The 17,467-nt window shown below is 38.7% G+C and carries 13 protein-coding genes and 2 tRNA genes; 6 read left to right on the top strand and 9 right to left on the bottom strand.

Going from position 1 to position 17,467, the window contains the following annotated elements; translation table 11 throughout:
* Positions 1–31: 31 nt before the first annotated feature.
* Positions 32–3,139, bottom strand: coding sequence for a multidrug efflux RND transporter permease subunit (locus tag AC1M9I_RS04015; RefSeq protein ID WP_481593186.1), 3,108 nt, complete (start codon positions 3,137–3,139; stop codon positions 32–34).
* A gap of 329 nt (positions 3,140–3,468) precedes the next feature.
* Here AC1M9I_RS04015 and AC1M9I_RS04020 point away from each other — a divergent pair, with 329 nt between their 5' ends.
* Complete coding sequence (locus AC1M9I_RS04020; protein ID WP_481588542.1) at positions 3,469–4,698, top strand: hypothetical protein; 1,230 nt, start codon at positions 3,469–3,471, stop codon at positions 4,696–4,698.
* 35 nt (positions 4,699–4,733) lie between these two features.
* On the opposite strand, the gene AC1M9I_RS04025 is transcribed toward AC1M9I_RS04020, so the two are convergent.
* The 5 genes from AC1M9I_RS04025 to AC1M9I_RS04045 form a co-directional block, all read right to left on the bottom strand.
* Positions 4,734–5,903 carry a LuxR C-terminal-related transcriptional regulator gene (locus AC1M9I_RS04025; RefSeq protein WP_481588543.1) on the bottom strand — a complete coding sequence of 390 codons (1,170 nt, stop codon included), beginning with the start codon at positions 5,901–5,903 and terminating at the stop codon, positions 4,734–4,736.
* A 149-nt stretch (positions 5,904–6,052) separates the two neighbouring features.
* Positions 6,053–7,687, bottom strand: coding sequence for a chaperonin GroEL (gene groL, locus AC1M9I_RS04030; protein WP_035266940.1), 1,635 nt, complete (start codon positions 7,685–7,687; stop codon positions 6,053–6,055).
* A gap of 69 nt (positions 7,688–7,756) precedes the next feature.
* Positions 7,757–8,047: a co-chaperone GroES gene (locus tag AC1M9I_RS04035; protein ID WP_004810787.1), complete on the bottom strand. Its 291-nt coding sequence runs from the start codon at positions 8,045–8,047 to the stop codon at positions 7,757–7,759.
* A 169-nt stretch (positions 8,048–8,216) separates the two neighbouring features.
* Positions 8,217–8,993, bottom strand: a complete 777-nt coding sequence (locus AC1M9I_RS04040; RefSeq protein WP_180028130.1) for a metallophosphoesterase family protein — start codon at positions 8,991–8,993, stop codon at positions 8,217–8,219.
* Entirely contained in the window at positions 8,990–9,913 is a 924-nt protein-coding gene (locus AC1M9I_RS04045) for a diacylglycerol/lipid kinase family protein (protein WP_180028129.1), read from the bottom strand. The genes AC1M9I_RS04040 and AC1M9I_RS04045 overlap by 4 nt, the downstream gene beginning before the upstream one ends.
* Positions 9,914–10,320: 407 nt before the next feature.
* On the opposite strand from AC1M9I_RS04045, the gene AC1M9I_RS04050 reads away from it, so the two are divergent.
* Positions 10,321–12,150: a phosphoenolpyruvate carboxykinase (GTP) gene (locus tag AC1M9I_RS04050; RefSeq protein ID WP_092765934.1), complete on the top strand. Its 1,830-nt coding sequence runs from the start codon at positions 10,321–10,323 to the stop codon at positions 12,148–12,150.
* A 143-nt stretch (positions 12,151–12,293) separates the two neighbouring features.
* Positions 12,294–12,725, top strand: coding sequence for a hypothetical protein (locus tag AC1M9I_RS04055; RefSeq protein ID WP_481593189.1), 432 nt, complete (start codon positions 12,294–12,296; stop codon positions 12,723–12,725).
* An 11-nt stretch (positions 12,726–12,736) separates the two neighbouring features.
* Here AC1M9I_RS04055 and AC1M9I_RS04060 read toward each other — a convergent pair whose 3' ends face one another.
* Together AC1M9I_RS04060 and folD are read right to left on the bottom strand one after the other, a co-directional pair.
* Positions 12,737–13,417: a class I SAM-dependent methyltransferase gene (locus tag AC1M9I_RS04060; protein WP_481593190.1), complete on the bottom strand. Its 681-nt coding sequence runs from the start codon at positions 13,415–13,417 to the stop codon at positions 12,737–12,739.
* Positions 13,418–13,592: 175 nt separating this feature from the next.
* Positions 13,593–14,441, bottom strand: coding sequence for a bifunctional methylenetetrahydrofolate dehydrogenase/methenyltetrahydrofolate cyclohydrolase FolD (gene folD, locus AC1M9I_RS04065; protein ID WP_092765931.1), 849 nt, complete (start codon positions 14,439–14,441; stop codon positions 13,593–13,595).
* A gap of 153 nt (positions 14,442–14,594) precedes the next feature.
* On the opposite strand from folD, the gene AC1M9I_RS04070 reads away from it, so the two are divergent.
* The 3 genes from AC1M9I_RS04070 (at position 14,595) to AC1M9I_RS04080 (ending at position 15,614) form a co-directional block, all read left to right on the top strand.
* Positions 14,595–14,668: transfer RNA gene (locus tag AC1M9I_RS04070), tRNA-Cys, on the top strand.
* Positions 14,669–14,677: 9 nt separating this feature from the next.
* A tRNA-Leu gene (locus AC1M9I_RS04075) sits at positions 14,678–14,763 on the top strand.
* A gap of 119 nt (positions 14,764–14,882) precedes the next feature.
* Complete coding sequence (locus tag AC1M9I_RS04080; RefSeq protein WP_481593191.1) at positions 14,883–15,614, top strand: hypothetical protein; 732 nt, start codon at positions 14,883–14,885, stop codon at positions 15,612–15,614.
* Positions 15,615–15,622: 8 nt separating this feature from the next.
* Here AC1M9I_RS04080 and AC1M9I_RS04085 read toward each other — a convergent pair whose 3' ends face one another.
* Positions 15,623–17,386, bottom strand: coding sequence for an alkaline phosphatase D family protein (locus AC1M9I_RS04085; protein ID WP_481594145.1), 1,764 nt, complete (start codon positions 17,384–17,386; stop codon positions 15,623–15,625).
* Between the last annotated feature and the right edge of the window lie 81 nt (positions 17,387–17,467).

The raw sequence follows: 17,467 nt of genomic DNA on the forward strand, positions 1-17,467 counted from the left end.
GTACCATACTCTTTATACTGCGGATACCACATTAAGTTTCAGATGCTGATTTTGATTTATATTTAAAAATATTCCGAACGATAACAAACATAAAGGGAATAAAGGCTAGAACTAAAATTGTGCCGAAAATTACCCCACCAAGGACACTGACACCAATTTCTTGACGACTGGCAGCACCCGCACCTGAAGCAAATACCAAAGGTATAACCCCTGCACCAAAAGCAAGCGAGGTCATTAAAATTGGACGTAAGCGCAAACTTGCACCTTGTAAAGCAGCAGCAATCGCGTTAGCTCCACGCTCCTGAGCCATTGCCGCAAATTCAACAATTAAGATGGCATTTTTACATGACAACCCAATCGTCGTAAGTAACGCAATTTGGAAGTAAATATCGTTTGGAAATCCGACCAACCAACTAAAAATAATATTACCGCCAATACCCAATGGAATAGCAGCAATCACAACAGAAGGTATCGACCAACTTTCATATAAGGCAGCTAAACATAGAAAGATAAAGCCAACAGAGATGAGATAAAGCCAAATGGCTTGTGTACTCGATTGTTGCTCTTGAAACGATAATCCACTCCACGCTAGCCCAACCCCGTCCAATTGATCAACCATAGACTTGATATCACGCATTGCAGCACCACTGCTCACATTTTTTGCAGTGTCTGCTTCCATTTGTAGCGCGGAATAACCTTGGAAACGAGTCACCACATCAGGGCCTCCATCCCAATCCACAGTGGCAAAATTACCAAATGAAATCATTTGATTTTGATTATTTCGTACAGACCACAAATTGAGATCTTCAGGCTTTGAACGATACTCGGCATCCCCCTGCATCATGACGCGTTTAATACGTCCGCGATCAATAAAGTCGTTCACATAAGAACCACCCCAAGCTGCAGCCAAAGTGCTATTAATCGCAGATTGTGAAAGACCATTCGCCATCACTAATTTTTGATTGATATTCACTTTCAATTTGGCTTTATCTGGATTAGAGCGTTTGCCCAAATTTTCAAAAGTCGTGAAGTTGATTGCCTGTCGTTCTAGCGCTTGAAATTGATCTTCTAAATACTGTCGTCCTTGTCCATTTAAATCTTGCAGCCAAAACTCGATGCCGTTTGTATCGCCAAGACCACTTACAGAACCTGGCAAACTCACCATAATCCGAGCGCGACTGTCTTTTCTAAAGAACTCCATCGCTCGTTCACGAATGGATTGTGCAGAGTTTGCCTCACCTGGACGATCATCCCAATGATGTAATGCTACAAATCCTGTTCCTAAATTTTGACCCGTTCCTGAAAAATTTCGTCCATAACGAATTTGAACCAACCTAACATTCTGTTTTTCTTGTTCAAGAAAATACTCTCGAATACTTTCACCAACAAGCTGACTTTCTGTCATAGGTGCGCCTTCAGGTAAACTGAATTGGACACTGATAAAACCTTGATCTTCACTTGGAATAAAGCTGGTTGGAAGCGACTTATAAAACAAAGCAAAAATCACAATTAACCCAGAAAAACTGGTTAAAACGATCCATTTTAGTGACAGGCTTTTTTCAACCCACTTTAGATAATGCAATCGTAATGATTCCATTTTTGTATTAAACCATGTCGCCCATTTTGCTTCTTGTTGTTTAGGTTTAAGAATAATCGCACACAATGCTGGTGTGAGAATTAACGCGACCAACAATGACAGTGACATGGCTGCAATCAAGGTAATTGAAAACTGACGGTATATAACTCCTGTCGATCCTGTAAAAAAAGCCATCGGAATAAATACTGCAGTTAGCACCACTGTAATTCCAATTAAAGCCCCCGTCATCTCTTGCATAGATAAGATAGACGCTTGCTTTGCAGATAGCCCCTTTTCATGCATCAAACGTTCGACATTTTCGACCACCACAATTGCATCATCTACAAGTAATCCAATCGCAAGAACTAATGCAAAAAGTGTCAATGTATTGATGGTCATTCCGAGCGCAAATAAGACGGCGAAAGTGCCCAAAATAACAATTGGAACCGTGACCGTTGGAATAAGTGTTGCGCGCCAGCTTTGTAAAAAGATAAACATGACCAACACGACCAAGATAATGGCTTCAACTAAGGTCTTTACAACTTCTTTAATGGACTCTTGAACAAACGGCGTGTTATCTCGTGGGTAGACAATTTGATAGCCTTCAGGAAGTTTTTTCTTAATGTCCTCAAGTACTTCTTTAATTTTAGCTGAGGTTGCAAGAGCATTTGCACCAGATGACATTGAAACAGCCAAGCCTGCTGAAGGTGATCCATTAATGGTATTAAAAGCTTGATAATTTTCAGCACCTAACTCAATGCGTGCTACATCTTTTAAATAAATAAAACTTCCATCAGGGGTCGCTTTGACAATGATATTTTTAAATTCATCGACTGTTCTTAGTCGTGATCCAGCGGTAACTTTTGCATTAAGATACTGGTCTGCTACTGTCGGTAAATCTCCGATTCCACCTGCAGCAACTTGTGTATTTTGTGCTTCAATTGCGGCACGAATATCACTAGGCATCAACTGATATTGTTTCAATAAGTTCGGATCTAGCCAAATACGCATGGCATATTGAGAACCAAAGACATCAACCTCACCAACACCTTCTACACGCGCAATTTCTGGTTCAATGTGATCAGCCAAATAATCTGACAACGCAATATTATTACTTTGGTTCGTAGTGTCATATAACCCCACCACCATAAAGGTGTCACCTAAGGATTTATAGACATTGACCCCTTGACGCTGCACGTCTTCAGGCAAACGATTGATCACCCCATTAATGCTATTTTGAACTTGGACTTGTGCTGTGTCTGGATCAGTTCCGTTTTCAAAACTTAAACTAATTCGACTATTCCCAGATGCATTACTGGTAGAGCTAAAATAAAGTAAGTTATCAATTCCTTTAATTTGTTGTTCTATGACCTGTGTGACACTTTCCTCAACTGTTTCGGCATCAGCTCCTGTGTAAGTTGCTGATACAGTAATTCTTGGCGGAGCAATATCAGGATAGCGTTCTACCGGTAAGCTCATCACCGCAAATATACCAATTGCCATGACAATAATCGCAAGTACGCCAGCAAAAATAGGTCGTTCAATAAAGAACTTAGATAACATAGTCGTTAAGCCGTCAAAAGAATTCTAGAAAGTGTTTTCATTAAAATATATAAAAATTTAATTGATATTCAGTGACTATGAATAAAAAAACAAGAACTAATAACAGAAACGATCAACATTGATCGAATTAAGAAGAAAATATGAAGCCCTCACCTATGAACCGCTTATCTGATCTTTCAAAAAAAAATATGCGCAATTTCTCAAAAGTAAAAAATTTCTAAAATTACGCAGCATTAATGCCATCACCCCCTCCCAATTTGAGGATAGTCATATTCAATTTTTTAAAACTATATTCGAGGTACAAAAATACGAATGATTTGGGGGAAATGATGAAAAAAGCTCTTATAACACTGGCGCTCAGTACCTGTTTAGCAGCTTGTGGTGGTTCGGATAAATCCGCAAAAAATGATGATCAGATTAAAATAGGAATACTGACTGACAGCCCAGTAGCAGGTGCGACATATATCGTGAATGGCAATAATGACAATGCGAAGAAGACCAATGCAAATGGGGAGTTTGAATATCGAGATGGAGATGTCATTACATTTAAAATTGGTGATATCGAAATTGGTACCGTACAAGGTTTAGCTCGTGTGACACCAAATGAACTCGTGAATGAAGATTTAAATGCAGATGAACGTAACAAGAGAATTATCAATCTACTGATTTTTTTACAATCATTGGATATCGATGAGGATAAAGAGACCATACAAATCCCAGATGATGTTTCAAATTTCTCGCCAACATCGATTGATTTCAGCAATGCGACAAGTGATTTTAGAGAGCGACTTCAAGGTCAAATTATCAATATTCCTGAAATTGCCTCCAATATAGTAGTCAGTGAAGAGCAAGCTAAAGAACATTTTAGCAGCTCACTGCTCAAAGATATTCAAGGCGTATGGTATGCAAAAAATGATGAGTCTGAAATTGTGTTATTTATTGGAGAGAATGGCGAATATATGCTCGGTGAACCAATCCCGAACGAGCCTAATAGTTCTTCAAATGGCATGGAATACGCCAAAATAAATCTAGATGCCCTAAGTGGAAGTTTATACGCTTCTTCAATAAATATTACTACGCCTGTGATTGATACCAATGAAGATTGGGGACTTCTCGATCATGGGGAATCGCGTTCAATGAAACTATCTTTTGATGGTTCTATACTTAAGATTTCTGAAGCTGAAAATCCTGATGAAAGTGCAGAGTTTACGCGAGTTCCTCGAAATAATAGTGGAATTGTAGGCGCATGGCAGTCCTCAAGTGGTAAACAAATTTTCGTATTTAATTCTAATAACACTTTTATTATGGTTGATGCTGTTGGCGATGATCAACCAGATCCATATGACGGACCTTGTGGTGGCCCTGGTATTGAGTATGGTCGTTATCAATTACGCGACAACAAGCTCTTTGTTACCACGCCCCTCAGCATTGATACAAATGGTTGTGCTGGATTATCCAATACAGACGCGCATTTAGGCTTACCATTACAAATTTCTACTCAAAGTTTAAGCTTTACCGTAGCAGATGAAGGCACATTTACACTGACCAGAATGAATTAATTTTATCCCCCTTCAACATCTTCGTTAAAGGGGGATTATTCAATATGCTGAAAAGCATCAATAAATTCGATCAAAATCCGCATCATTTCAGCTTGTGAGGAGCATCCTAACTTCTGATAAATCGTTTTCAGATATGTCCGCAGTGAACTCAGCGTAATCCCACATTTCAAAGCAATATTTTCAAGATGCTGATCGTCCATAAAATGCTGACAAATTTCAATTTCTCGAGCTGTCAGTTGGAATGTTGACTTCAGTAATATTTTAGACAAGCGTTTTCGATCCTGCATTTTTGATAAGAATAATGCAACTTGATTATTGTCTAAGATCATTGAATCTGACAGCACCTTAAGTGGTGAGACTGTGATTAAGTAAGCAGATTGATGTCGATCGCTATATAACTGCATTGCACCCCCAACTTCTTCTTGATCATGCCTCTCTAATGAATAACGCTCATTCTTTTTGAATGTGCTCTGCACCAATTTTTTTAATTGAGCATTATAAGGCTCGATTATTTTTAATCTGTTATGCAAATCTATTTCAATCATACTCGTATCATTCAAACAATCCTTCGCATACTGATTCACAAATCTCACTTCTAGATTAGATTGAACGACGAGCACACCCACATTCAACTTATCTAAAATTTCGGTGTAATTACTTCTATCATTTTGAAGAAGCTTAATTTGTCGATGAATTTGAATCGCTCTTCTAAAGTGTTTTGCGAGTCTTTCTAAACTTTGTAATTCAGCAGTATCATAAGCAGCTTCATCTGATGGTCGATGTACCGCAAGCACGCCCCATTTATATTTTCCATACTCTAACAATACCCCACTGAGATAACAGATGTTTGAAGGAACTAAACAATATTCATAAAAGTTCTTCAAATCCTCATTATCTGTTTCAGCATATGATCGACAATCAATTTGATAGGCATGCTCTAATCCATAGGTATTCATTAACTGACCGTGAATACGCATGTCTACGACATCTAAGTTATACGTTTGATAATTTTGAATTCCATCAATCGGGATATTAATGGTGTAAATAAAATTTTGTTCGGGCCGAAGCTGATCAAAGTAAGTAAAGATCGCCGTTGAACTCTGTGTAAATTCCACGACCTGTTTTAAAACATTTTCCCAGTGATGTGGCTTTAAGGCAGCCTCATAAATTTCTTCTATGATTTGATTTTCTTGAACAGTTAACATCATCACCCCCAATCATGGTGTTAATGTTCCATTAGATTAGCGCTCTACTAGGCTTTTATTCAATATTTACAATAGTATTCAAATATTTATCAGACAGATGACAAAAAAATCCCCGCTTAAAGCGGGGATTTTTTAGGCTGTGGGATGAATTACATCATACCGCCCATACCACCCATACCGCCCATGTCAGGCATAGCTGGTTTATCTTCTGGGATCTCTGTAATCATGCACTCAGTTGTTAACATTAAGCCCGCAACAGACGCAGCATGCTCAAGTGCAGAACGAGTAACTTTCGCTGGATCAAGGATACCCATCTCTAGCATATCGCCGTATTCACCAGTCGCAGCGTTATAACCGAAATTGCCTTCGCCATTTTTAACTGCATTAATCACTACAGATGGTTCATCACCTGCGTTAGATACGATTTGACGAAGTGGCGCTTCAATCGCACGACGAAGGATGTTGATACCTACGTTTTGATCATCGTTAATACCCGTTACACCGTCAAGTGCTTTAGCTGCACGTACTAATGCAACACCACCACCCGCAACAACACCTTCTTCAACAGCAGCACGAGTTGCATGAAGAGCATCGTCTACACGATCTTTCTTCTCTTTCATTTCAACTTCAGTTGCAGCACCGATTTTGATCACTGCTACACCGCCTGCTAATTTAGCAACACGCTCTTGAAGTTTTTCTTTGTCGTATTCTGAAGTTGATTCCTCAATTTGCGCACGAATTTGTTGAACACGCTCAGCAATTTGATTCGCATCGCCTGCACCATCAACAATCACTGTGTTTTCTTTAGATACAGTTACTTTGTGTGCAGTACCTAAATGTTCAAGTGTTGTTTGATCTAACTGCATACCGATTTCTTCAGAAATCACAGTACCACCAGTTAAGATCGCGATATCTTGAAGCATTGCTTTACGACGATCACCGAAGCCTGGTGCTTTAACAGCACATACTTTGATGATGCCACGCATGTTGTTTACAACAAGCGTTGCAAGTGCTTCACCTTCAACATCTTCAGCGATGATTAGAAGTGGTTTACCTGTTTTCGCAACTGCCTCAAGAACAGTAATCAACTCACGGATGTTGCTTACTTTCTTATCAACAAGAAGGATAAATGGGTTTTCCAATTCAGCAGTCAATGTATCTTGTTTGTTTGCGAAGTATGGAGAAATATAACCACGGTCAAACTGCATACCCTCTACAACATCTAGAGAATCTTCAAAGCCTGAACCTTCTTCAACAGTGATTACACCTTCTTTACCCACTTTTTCCATCGCTTGAGCGATCAGTGAACCAACGGTCGTATCAGAGTTCGCAGAAATCGAACCAACTTGTTCAATCGCTTTCGAATCAGATGCTGGTTTAGCCGTTGCTTTAATATCTGCAACAACAGCTTTAACTGCAATATCAATACCGCGTTTCAAGTCCATTGGGTTCATACCCGCAGTTACTGACTTGATCCCTTCGTTCAAAATTGCTTGAGCCAAAACAGTTGCCGTTGTAGTACCGTCACCTGCGATGTCATTTGTTTTAGAAGAAACTTCACGAACAAGTTGAGCACCCATGTTTTCAAACTTGTCTTTTAATGTGATTTCTTTCGCTACAGAAACACCATCTTTAGTGATGTGTGGCGCACCGAATGAACGATCGATAACAACGTTACGGCCTTTAGGACCAAGTGTAACTTTAACCGCATCTGCAAGGATATTCACACCTGCGATCATTTTTGTGCGAGCTGAATCACCAAACTTAACGTCTTTAGCTGACATATTTGACTCCGAATATTATTAAAATTACTAAATCTGATTGATTAAATGAGTAGTATTAAAAAGAATCAATTAGCCTTCTAAAACAGCTAAAATATCTGACTCTTTCATGATTAATAGTTCTTCGCCATCTACTTTCACAGTTGTTCCTGCATAAGTACCAAACAATACCTTGTCACCTACTTTTACATCTAAAGCGCGAACGCCATTGTCAGTGATCTGACCATTACCAACTGCAATAATTTCACCTTGAGCAGGCTTTTCTGCAGCAGAACCTGGCAATAAAATGCCGCCAGCTGTTTTTGTTTCTTCTTCAACACGACGAATTACTACACGGTCATGTAATGGACGAATGTTGCTCATAAAAATACTCCATCAGACTAAGTCTTTTGATTAATAGTCGTGATCTTAATTTCCTTAGATCACCACCAAAATTATTTGATGTCACTTTTGTGGGGATGGAAAAAATTGCTTCAAGGGGAAAATGAAAAAAAATTTAATTTTTTGTATTTTTTTTAGGCATTTCGATAATTTAGCCTTCATTCCGATTTGCAACTAAATAAAATTTCTTGAATCTCGAATCAAAGCGATATTCACGCACCTTCAGTTTTTCATCAATTAGATTAAAACTATTAGAAAAGTCATGATGTAAACGATGTGACGTAGCGGTACCTGCATGAATATCCAATATTGGATGCTGAGCATTAAGTTGGAAAATCTTATTCAGATCATAAACAGCAGATACATGTAAATGACCATGTAGAATTGCATTCAACCCTGAGCTTGCCCATGTCTTTAGGGCTTTTTCAGTATTTTTAGGACGATCTTTAGACATATTTATACCGTGATCACCACTATAGAAAGGTTGATGCGTAAGCAGAATTTTTAATTTATCTTGAGGAGCCAATTTCATTTTTTGATCAATTTCCTGAATTTGAAACTCAGTAATACGACCTTTCGTATGGTACTTAGGATGAATTGTATTGATTCCTATAATATAAAAATGCTCAGTTTCTAAGGTCTGTTCCATTTCACCAAAAAACAACTTATACCGATGAAACGGACTTAAAAATCTGCGCCATAAATGAAACAAAGGAATATCGTGATTACCCGGAATCACAATATAAGGAACATTAAGTTCTTCTAGAAATTTTTTGCAGTGATAAAACTGTGAAAATCTTGCCCTTTGAGTGAGATCACCACTGACCACAACAGCTTCGATCAAATGTTCTGCAACAAAGTGAGCAATTGCATCTAAACAGTCTTGTTGCTCAGTTCCAAAATGCAAATCAGACAAATGTAAAATCATTGTGGCACCATTAAGGTCAGTGCATTTCTTTCAACATGAATATCTAATGGTGAATCCAGTTGAATAATTTCTCCATCGATTGCTACTGTCATTTTTTTTTGATGAGAACGTATTCGCACATGATCCGCACTAAAACTATATACGTCTGCTGCCTGATCTAATTTTCCACGAATGAGTTGGATGAGTGTTTTAAAAATACTCAGCTTATCCGTGCGAGCAAGTACAACTCCCGCAACCCGACCTTCTTCTGCCGTTTTAGCGATATTGAGGTTCATTTCTTTTAATTGAAGTTGGTTATTGCCTAAAAATAATAAAGGAGTTTTAACTGCATAATTCACACCATCCACCTCAATTTCTAACTTTAATTCTTTACGATCACGAATCAACACATCTAAGCCAGAAGTATAGGCATGTAATGGTAGACGCCCTAGTTTTTGGTTATATAACTCTCTTTTTTTAATAAACAATGGATAAAGACCCAAACTCGCATTATTTAGATAAATGGCATCATTAATTTTTGCCACATGTACCGCTTTAGGCTTACCTTCAACCACCAGTTTTGCAGCTTCGAGAATATCTAAAGGAATATTCAAAACCCGTGCAACATAATTGAATGTCCCTAAAGGTAAAATTACCAAAGGGATGGTTTGATGTAATAAATAATTAGCCACAGAATTTAACGTTCCATCCCCGCCAGCAACCACAATCACCCCCTGATTATCGTGATTTAAATGTCGAAGATGAACTTTTTCAATGAGTGCTTGAACACTCATTTCTGATGCAATATCAAAAACTTGTATTTCAAAACCTAGATCTGTCCAGTAATGCATGAGTTGCTCATAAATTTGATCATTATTGGTGGCATGGAATCCAGATTTTTCATTAAAAATCATAGACAAAGGCTTAAGCATTGAATTCATTTTATGGCTTTAAAAATTGAATTACTTTAAAATTTCGTCTATTTACTACTCAATTAAAAGCCAATTTATGTAATTTTTAAATGATGTTCATTTAATTTTTCGATGATGAGAATTGATCTCATAATTTAATTAAGTTTTTATTTTAAATAAATATTTTAACTACAAATACCAAACATAAAATTTAAAAATGAATAAGAAATTACTCATTTTTTAAAAAAATATCAAATAATTACATAAACTTAACACCAAACAAGTCTTAAGCACTATTTAAGCCTTTGGTCTTATTTTTTTTAAGAAAATATGCTTTAATACAGCCACTTTTTTTTCATACTGAATCTAGAGTCTGCAAACCAGCATCTAGATATTATTTGTACACCACATTGTACACTTTTGATATAGGCCTCACCATGACCCAAGTGAACGCACCAGAATTCGTTCGTCACCCTAAGCTTATTGCTTGGGTGGAAGAGATTGCTAAACTAACAAAACCAGCAAAAATTGAATGGTGTGACGGTAGCGCAGAAGAATATCAACGTTATATCGACTTGATGATCGCTAACGGCACAATGCAAGCGCTTAACCAAGAAAAGCACCCTGGTTCATATCTTGCAAACTCTGATCCTTCTGACGTTGCTCGTGTTGAAGACCGTACTTTTATCTGCTCTGAAAACAAAGAAGATGCTGGCGCAACTAACAACTGGGAAGCTCCAGCGGTTATGCGTGAAAAATTAAACGGTTTATTTGACGGTTCTATGAAAGGTCGTACTTTGTACGTTGTACCTTTCTCTATGGGACCTTTAGGTTCTCATATTGCTCACATTGGTATCGAACTTACTGACTCTCCTTATGTTGCAGTCAGCATGTCTAAAATGGCTCGCATGGGTAAAGCTGTTTATGACGTTCTAGGCACTGATGGCGAATTTGTTCCATGTGTACACACTGTAGGTGCACCATTGGAAGAAGGTCAAAAAGACGTTGCTTGGCCTTGCAACAAAGAAAAATACATCGTTCATTATCCAGAAACTCGTGAAATTTGGTCATTTGGTTCTGGTTATGGTGGTAACGCATTGCTTGGTAAAAAATGCTTAGCATTACGTATCGCATCATTCATGGGTCGTCAGCAAGGCTGGTTAGCTGAACACATGCTCATCCTTGGTGTGACAAATCCACAAGGTGAAAAACACTACATCGCAGCTGCATTCCCATCTGCTTGTGGTAAAACAAACTTTGCAATGTTAATTCCACCAACAGGTTATGAAGGTTGGAAGATTGAAACTGTAGGTGACGATATTGCTTGGATCAAACCAGGTGAAGATGGTCGCTTATATGCAATCAATCCTGAAGCAGGTTTCTTCGGTGTAGCTCCTGGCACAAATACAAAGACGAACCCGAACTGTATGGCTACGCTTCATAAAGACGTGATCTATACAAACGTTGCCGTGACTGACAACGGTGAAGTATGGTGGGAAGGTCTTTCTAAAGAAGCACCTGCCAACCTAACGAACTGGAAAGGTCAACCACATACTGGTGAAGAAAAAGCAGCTCATCCAAATGCGCGTTTCACAGTTTCAGCTGGTCAATGCCCTTCTATTGATGCTGACTGGGAAAATCCAGCAGGTGTTCCAATCTCTGCGTTCATCTTTGGTGGTCGCCGTGCGGACACAGTGCCTCTAATTTCAGAAGCATTTGACTGGGTTGACGGTGTTTATAAAGCTGCAACGATGGGTTCTGAAACAACTGCTGCTGCTGTTGGTCAACAAGGTATTGTTCGTCGCGATCCATTTGCGATGCTTCCATTTGCTGGCTACAACATGGCTGACTACTTCACACATTGGTTAGAAATGGGTGAGAAAGTTGGCGAGAAAGCTGCAGCTGCTGGTAACAAGCTTCCTGGTATTTACAACGTGAACTGGTTCCGTCGTGATGCTGAAGGCAACTTTGTATGGCCTGGTTTCGGTCAAAACATGCGTGTTCTTGAGTGGATTATCGATCGCTGTGAAGGTCGTGCTGACGCTGTTGAAACTCCAATTGGTCGTGTTCCAACTTACGAACAGTTGAACTGGACTGGTTCAGACTTTACGAAAGAGCAATTTGACCTTGTGACTTCTCAAGACAAAGAGCAATGGATCAAAGAACTCGAAAGCCACACTGAATTATTCAACAAACTTGGTGATCGTTTACCAGAAGCGTTGAAAAAACGTCAAGCTGAGCTTTTAGAAGCGGTTAAATCTGCTTAAGTATGATGAGAAAAAAGGTCACTTCGGTGACCTTTTTTTTACTTCAAACAAACTGAATAAAGTGTATTTAGTAACGTTTATTAGTACCAATAAGTTGTCACACTTATGGCATACTGATTTAAACAGCTTATTAGGATCAAATAATGAAAAAAATAGAAATGATTGGCTCTTGTTTAATCGTACTTATGCTTACAGCCTGTCAATCTGTTCCGCGACAGCACAATGGAGCTACAGGATATCAAATTGAAAACAAATCAGAAAATTTTGCCACTATTTCGTATACCCTCTCTGCACGTGCCAACCAAAATATTGATGAACACAAATTGCAACGCACTTGCCAACAAGTTTTAGGACATACTCAACAGTATAAAACCACCATTTTGAGTGTAAATGAAATTGCTAATCCCAATTATAAAACTCAAGAAACTCAACAGGTTCAAATTGGTCAATCACGAACATCATTCGGACTCTCAAACACTCAAAGCCTATACAGCAATGAAGACTACAATACACGTCTTTCTTTAGAAACTAAGCCTAGCCTCTTACAAGTCGTTCGCTTTAACTGCACACTCTAAACTTAGGACACTCAATGTACTTCATTGAGTGTCTTATAAAAACTGACATTTCTAAATTCAGGTGATTCATCCAAGTCTGGCCATGTCGTTGCACTGCGTTCATCAAGCTTTTCATACTTCGGATGACTAAAGTTTTTTACACGACTATCCGCCACCCACACCTCAGGTGCAAATTTTAAAAACTCATCTAAGAAGAAACGATTGCACTGGTCATACAACACATCAGCCGCCAACAAGATATCAACCTGCTCAGCTTTATATAAGTCATCCAAATATTCAAGCTCAACATCATTCAATTCAGCATTGGCACGACACGCATCCAAACTAACTTGGTCGATATCACAGCAAATGACACGCTTTGCCCCTGCCATTTTCGCTGCAATCGCGACTACGCCTGAACCTGCGCCAAAGTCTAAAACCACTTTGTCTTTCACATGATGCGGTTCAGCCAATAACCATTGTGCCATTGCTAAACCTGATGCCCAACAGAAAATCCAATATGGCGTATCATTCCAAATACGGCGAGTAACTTCATCATCTAGCTTATCGGTTGGAAAAACGGGTGGAATGAGCCAAAGTGAAATTGGTGTATCAGGCAGTTGCTGTGCATGAAGTTCACAATGTGGAATCACATCATGTAAGGCTTTGAGTAAATGTTCAGGCGCTTTAGGAAATTGGAAAGTACAGCTCATTGGATTTTATTTTTAAATATGCAAAATTTGAGTTTCAAATACGAAATCTAAATTAATAAAGAGAGTTCCCCCTCCTTTTTTAAAGGAGAGGGTTAGGGAGAGGATTTATCTAACTCAATACCCTCACCTCGACCCTCTCCCTGAGCCGTATACGGCGCAAGAGAGGGAGATAATATTAACCTAAAGCTTTTTCAGCTGCTTCAACTGTTTGACGAATCAACGTTGTGATTGTCATTGGACCTACACCACCCGGTACTGGTGTGTAAGCTGAAGCAATATCTTCAATACCAACAAGTTGAATATCACCTACACCACCGCCATCACGTGGATGGAAACCAGCATCAACAACTACTGCACCAGGTTTAATCCAATCTTTTTGAATCAATTCAGCTTTACCCACTGCACCCACAATGATATCCGCTTGCTTCACAAAGCTAGCAAGGTCTTGTGTTCGAGAGTGACAAATCGTTACAGTAGCATTCGCCTCGAGAAGCATAGCTGCCATTGGTTTACCCAAAATTGCAGAACGACCTACAACAACCGCATGCTTACCTGCGATTTCGATGTTGTTTTCTTTCAGAATCGTCATAATACCTGCAGGTGTCGCAGAACCGTAAGCCGCTTCACCCATTGCCATACGACCATAACCAAGGCAAGTAACACCATCCACATCTTTTTCAAGTGAGATCGCATCAAAACACGCTCGCTCATCAATTTGCGCTGGTACTGGATGTTGTAAAAGAATACCGTGAACATCAGGATTTGCATTGAGTTTTTCAATTTCAGCAAGCAATTGTTCTGTCGTCGTTTCTTTTGGTAGTTCAACTTTAAGTGAATCCATACCAACACGGCGGCATGCATTACCCTTCATACGCACATAAGTTGCAGATGCACCATCGTCACCTACTAAAATCGTCGCAAGAATTGGAGTACGTCCTGATTTTGCTTTTAACGCTTCTACGCGAGTTAACAAATCAGCCTCAATTTGTTTTGCCAATGCACGACCATCTAAAACTAATGCCACGGCACATCTCCCAAGTGTTGATATGAATCAATTTCGCACATTCTACATGAATATTTTAAATAATTTCCGTTATATGCTGTTTTTCTGCACATACGAATAAAAGCACTATTGTTTTTTTTTCAGAGCTTGTTAATATACGCATCAACAAGACATGGCGGGGTGGCAGAGTGGTCATGCAGCGGACTGCAACTCCGTGTACGCCGGTTCGATTCCGACCTCCGCCTCCATCTTGTTAAGCCCGAGTGGTGAAATCGGTAGACACAGGGGATTTAAAATCCCCCGCCCACAAAGCGTGCCAGTTCGAGTCTGGCCTCGGGCACCATTCTTCCAATACAGAATAATGGTGTAAATAAAGAACCCAGCGTAAGCTGGTTTTTTTATGTCTGCATTTTCTTTAAACTCATCTGCTATAATCACTCATCTTCAGAATTTCATATTCAAATGAATCAAAATAAGCAAGTTGCTCAATATCTTCAAGAACTAAAACAACAATATCCTCAAGCGTTTAAAAAAAACTTCTTGCTCTATAGTCAGTTAAAGACCAAAGGGATTCTAGATGAGCGTAAAGAACTGATCCCGCTTGCACTTGCATTAATGATTTTCCTTCCTTGCTCATATTTGTTAACCCTTTTGCTTAAACAACACCTTGTTTTTTTAGAAGGCTTTCAATCTGGTGGGAGTGCTGTTTTGTGTATCATGTTATTTTTTATGCTGATTACGCCAATCATCCTCAAACAGATCAAGCACAGTAGTATCTCAACTTACCAGCAACTTAAAAATACCCCATTCAAACTGACCATCCTCATTCTTTTACAAAGTTTAAATATCGCTTTTATGGAAAGTTGGTTCTTACAGGGAATTTTGTTTTATTTCGCTATGAATTTTGGTTTCGTTAAATTTTATAAAGAGAATTTATTCCGAGAAAACACTTCTAAAGAAAACTATTACTATATTCAAGAAATTCGCAGAGTGGCTTTCTGGAGTTATAAACAAAATTTCAAGCTTTACTTAAAACTAATCTTTTCATCCAAAAACTCAAAGCAGCATCAATTATTGATTGAACAAAAACAAAAAAATGCGCAACTTTATGTTCATTTGATGAACTATGAAAACAAATTGTGTATGCGCTACAAGCATACCGATATTGAAAAATATATCGATAGCATCATGTAGCGCTACGATCAACTTGCTTGCTGCATTACTTTAATTATATTCAAATTGGTATCATACGTTGTCGAGTGCAATCTTAATTGATCAACTTGATACTCCTGTGAATGAATATCTGTTAAAAACAGCCAATCTGCACTCAATTGCGTAGAATCAAAGCTCAATTTTAAATAGCCTCGTTGATTCAAATTACAAAAGCTTAATTCATCAATCAATTGGATAAACACTTGTTCAAATTGTTGCATTAAGTTCTCAGGTAAATTGAGATATTTCTCCATACCTGGTGAAGAAACTGAACTTGTTGCTAATTCAATCCCCACCTTCTCACCATTTTGTTGATGTAATGCAGACTCCCACCCATTATGGGTATCTCCAGCCAACACAACAACTTTCTTCTGGTACTGCTCATATAAAGCATAAACACGCTCACGCTCAGCATAGTAACCATCCCAAGCGTCTAAATTATAAGGAATCACGGTTAGTATTCTTGATAATTCAGCGTCAGTTAAGCTTGGATCATTATTTTTATAACGCAACTTAATTGCAACCAACTCCATGAGACGTTTTTGAGCTTCAATTAAAAAGTTGCCATCTACCATTCCACTTTTGGCGACATTTAATATTTGTAATACCTCAGCAGGTACCAACATTTTCGCCATCAATACTTGCTGACCCAATACATTCCATATTGCGCGAGAGCTATGCAGACTATTCGCCAACCAATTTAACTGATCTATCCCTATTAGCTGTCGCTGCTCATTCAATAATGCCGCTCTAAATTGCTCAACACTTAGATTTTCACCATCCATAAATGAAGCAAAAGTCAGTTGCTCATCTCGTGCCAACATACGTGTATCTAGCATATTAAGTTGAACTAAATCACCAAAATTAAACTGACGATAAATATGAAGAATATCGTTATTGCTTTTTTCGCGAATTGGCATCCATTCAAAATAAGCTGATAAGGCTGCTGTTCTTCGTGCTACGAAATCCCCCTCTAGATCAGGTTGATGATTCTGCGCACCAGCTCGCCATGCATCATTTGTCAGCTCATGATCATCCCAAATCAGAATAAATGGATGACGTTGATGAACCGCTTGTAAATCAGGGTCTGTTCGATATTTTGCATAACGTTTTCGATAATCTTCTAAGCGATAAATCTCGTTTTGATTATCCACATCGAGTGTTCTACCAAGCTTTTCGGCTTGTTCAGTTGCATACCCATCTTTGCCATATTCGTAAATATAGTCGCCCAGATGCAGCACAACATCCACGTCCTGCTTCGCAATTTCACGGTACACATAAAAATAACCAGCAGGATAATTTGAGCATGAGCATACGGCAAAGTTAACCGCATTGGTCTTGGTTGCTAAGGTCTTCGTACGACCAATTGGAGAATGTATCTGCCCATATTTAAATCGGTAATAATAACGAGTATCGGCACTCAAATTAAGTACATCGACTTTCAAGCAAAAGTCTTTAGCAGCAGAAGTCTTGATTTCCCCCATCTGAACAATATTTGAAAAATTCTCATCAAGTGCAATTTCCCAATCTAACTCATATGTTGCCGTCATATCTGTAGGTGTTATTCTCGACCAAAGAATTATTCGATCCTGTAATGGATCTCCACTCGCCACTCCATGCAAAAATTCAACTTTATGCTCATTGCTGGTTTGACCATCGCCATTACATGCTGTAATCGAAACAGGCAGTGAAATCGCACCTAATCCAGCCAATGAATTTTTAATTAATGCGCGTCTTGAGATTTTATTTTTCATTTTATTTACGAATTGGCGAGTTATTTTAACTTCGAACTTAAACCGTATTTATGAAGCTAAAATTGCAATCAGATGACAATT

It is taken from the genome of Acinetobacter sp. ANC_7553 (assembly GCF_056779895.1).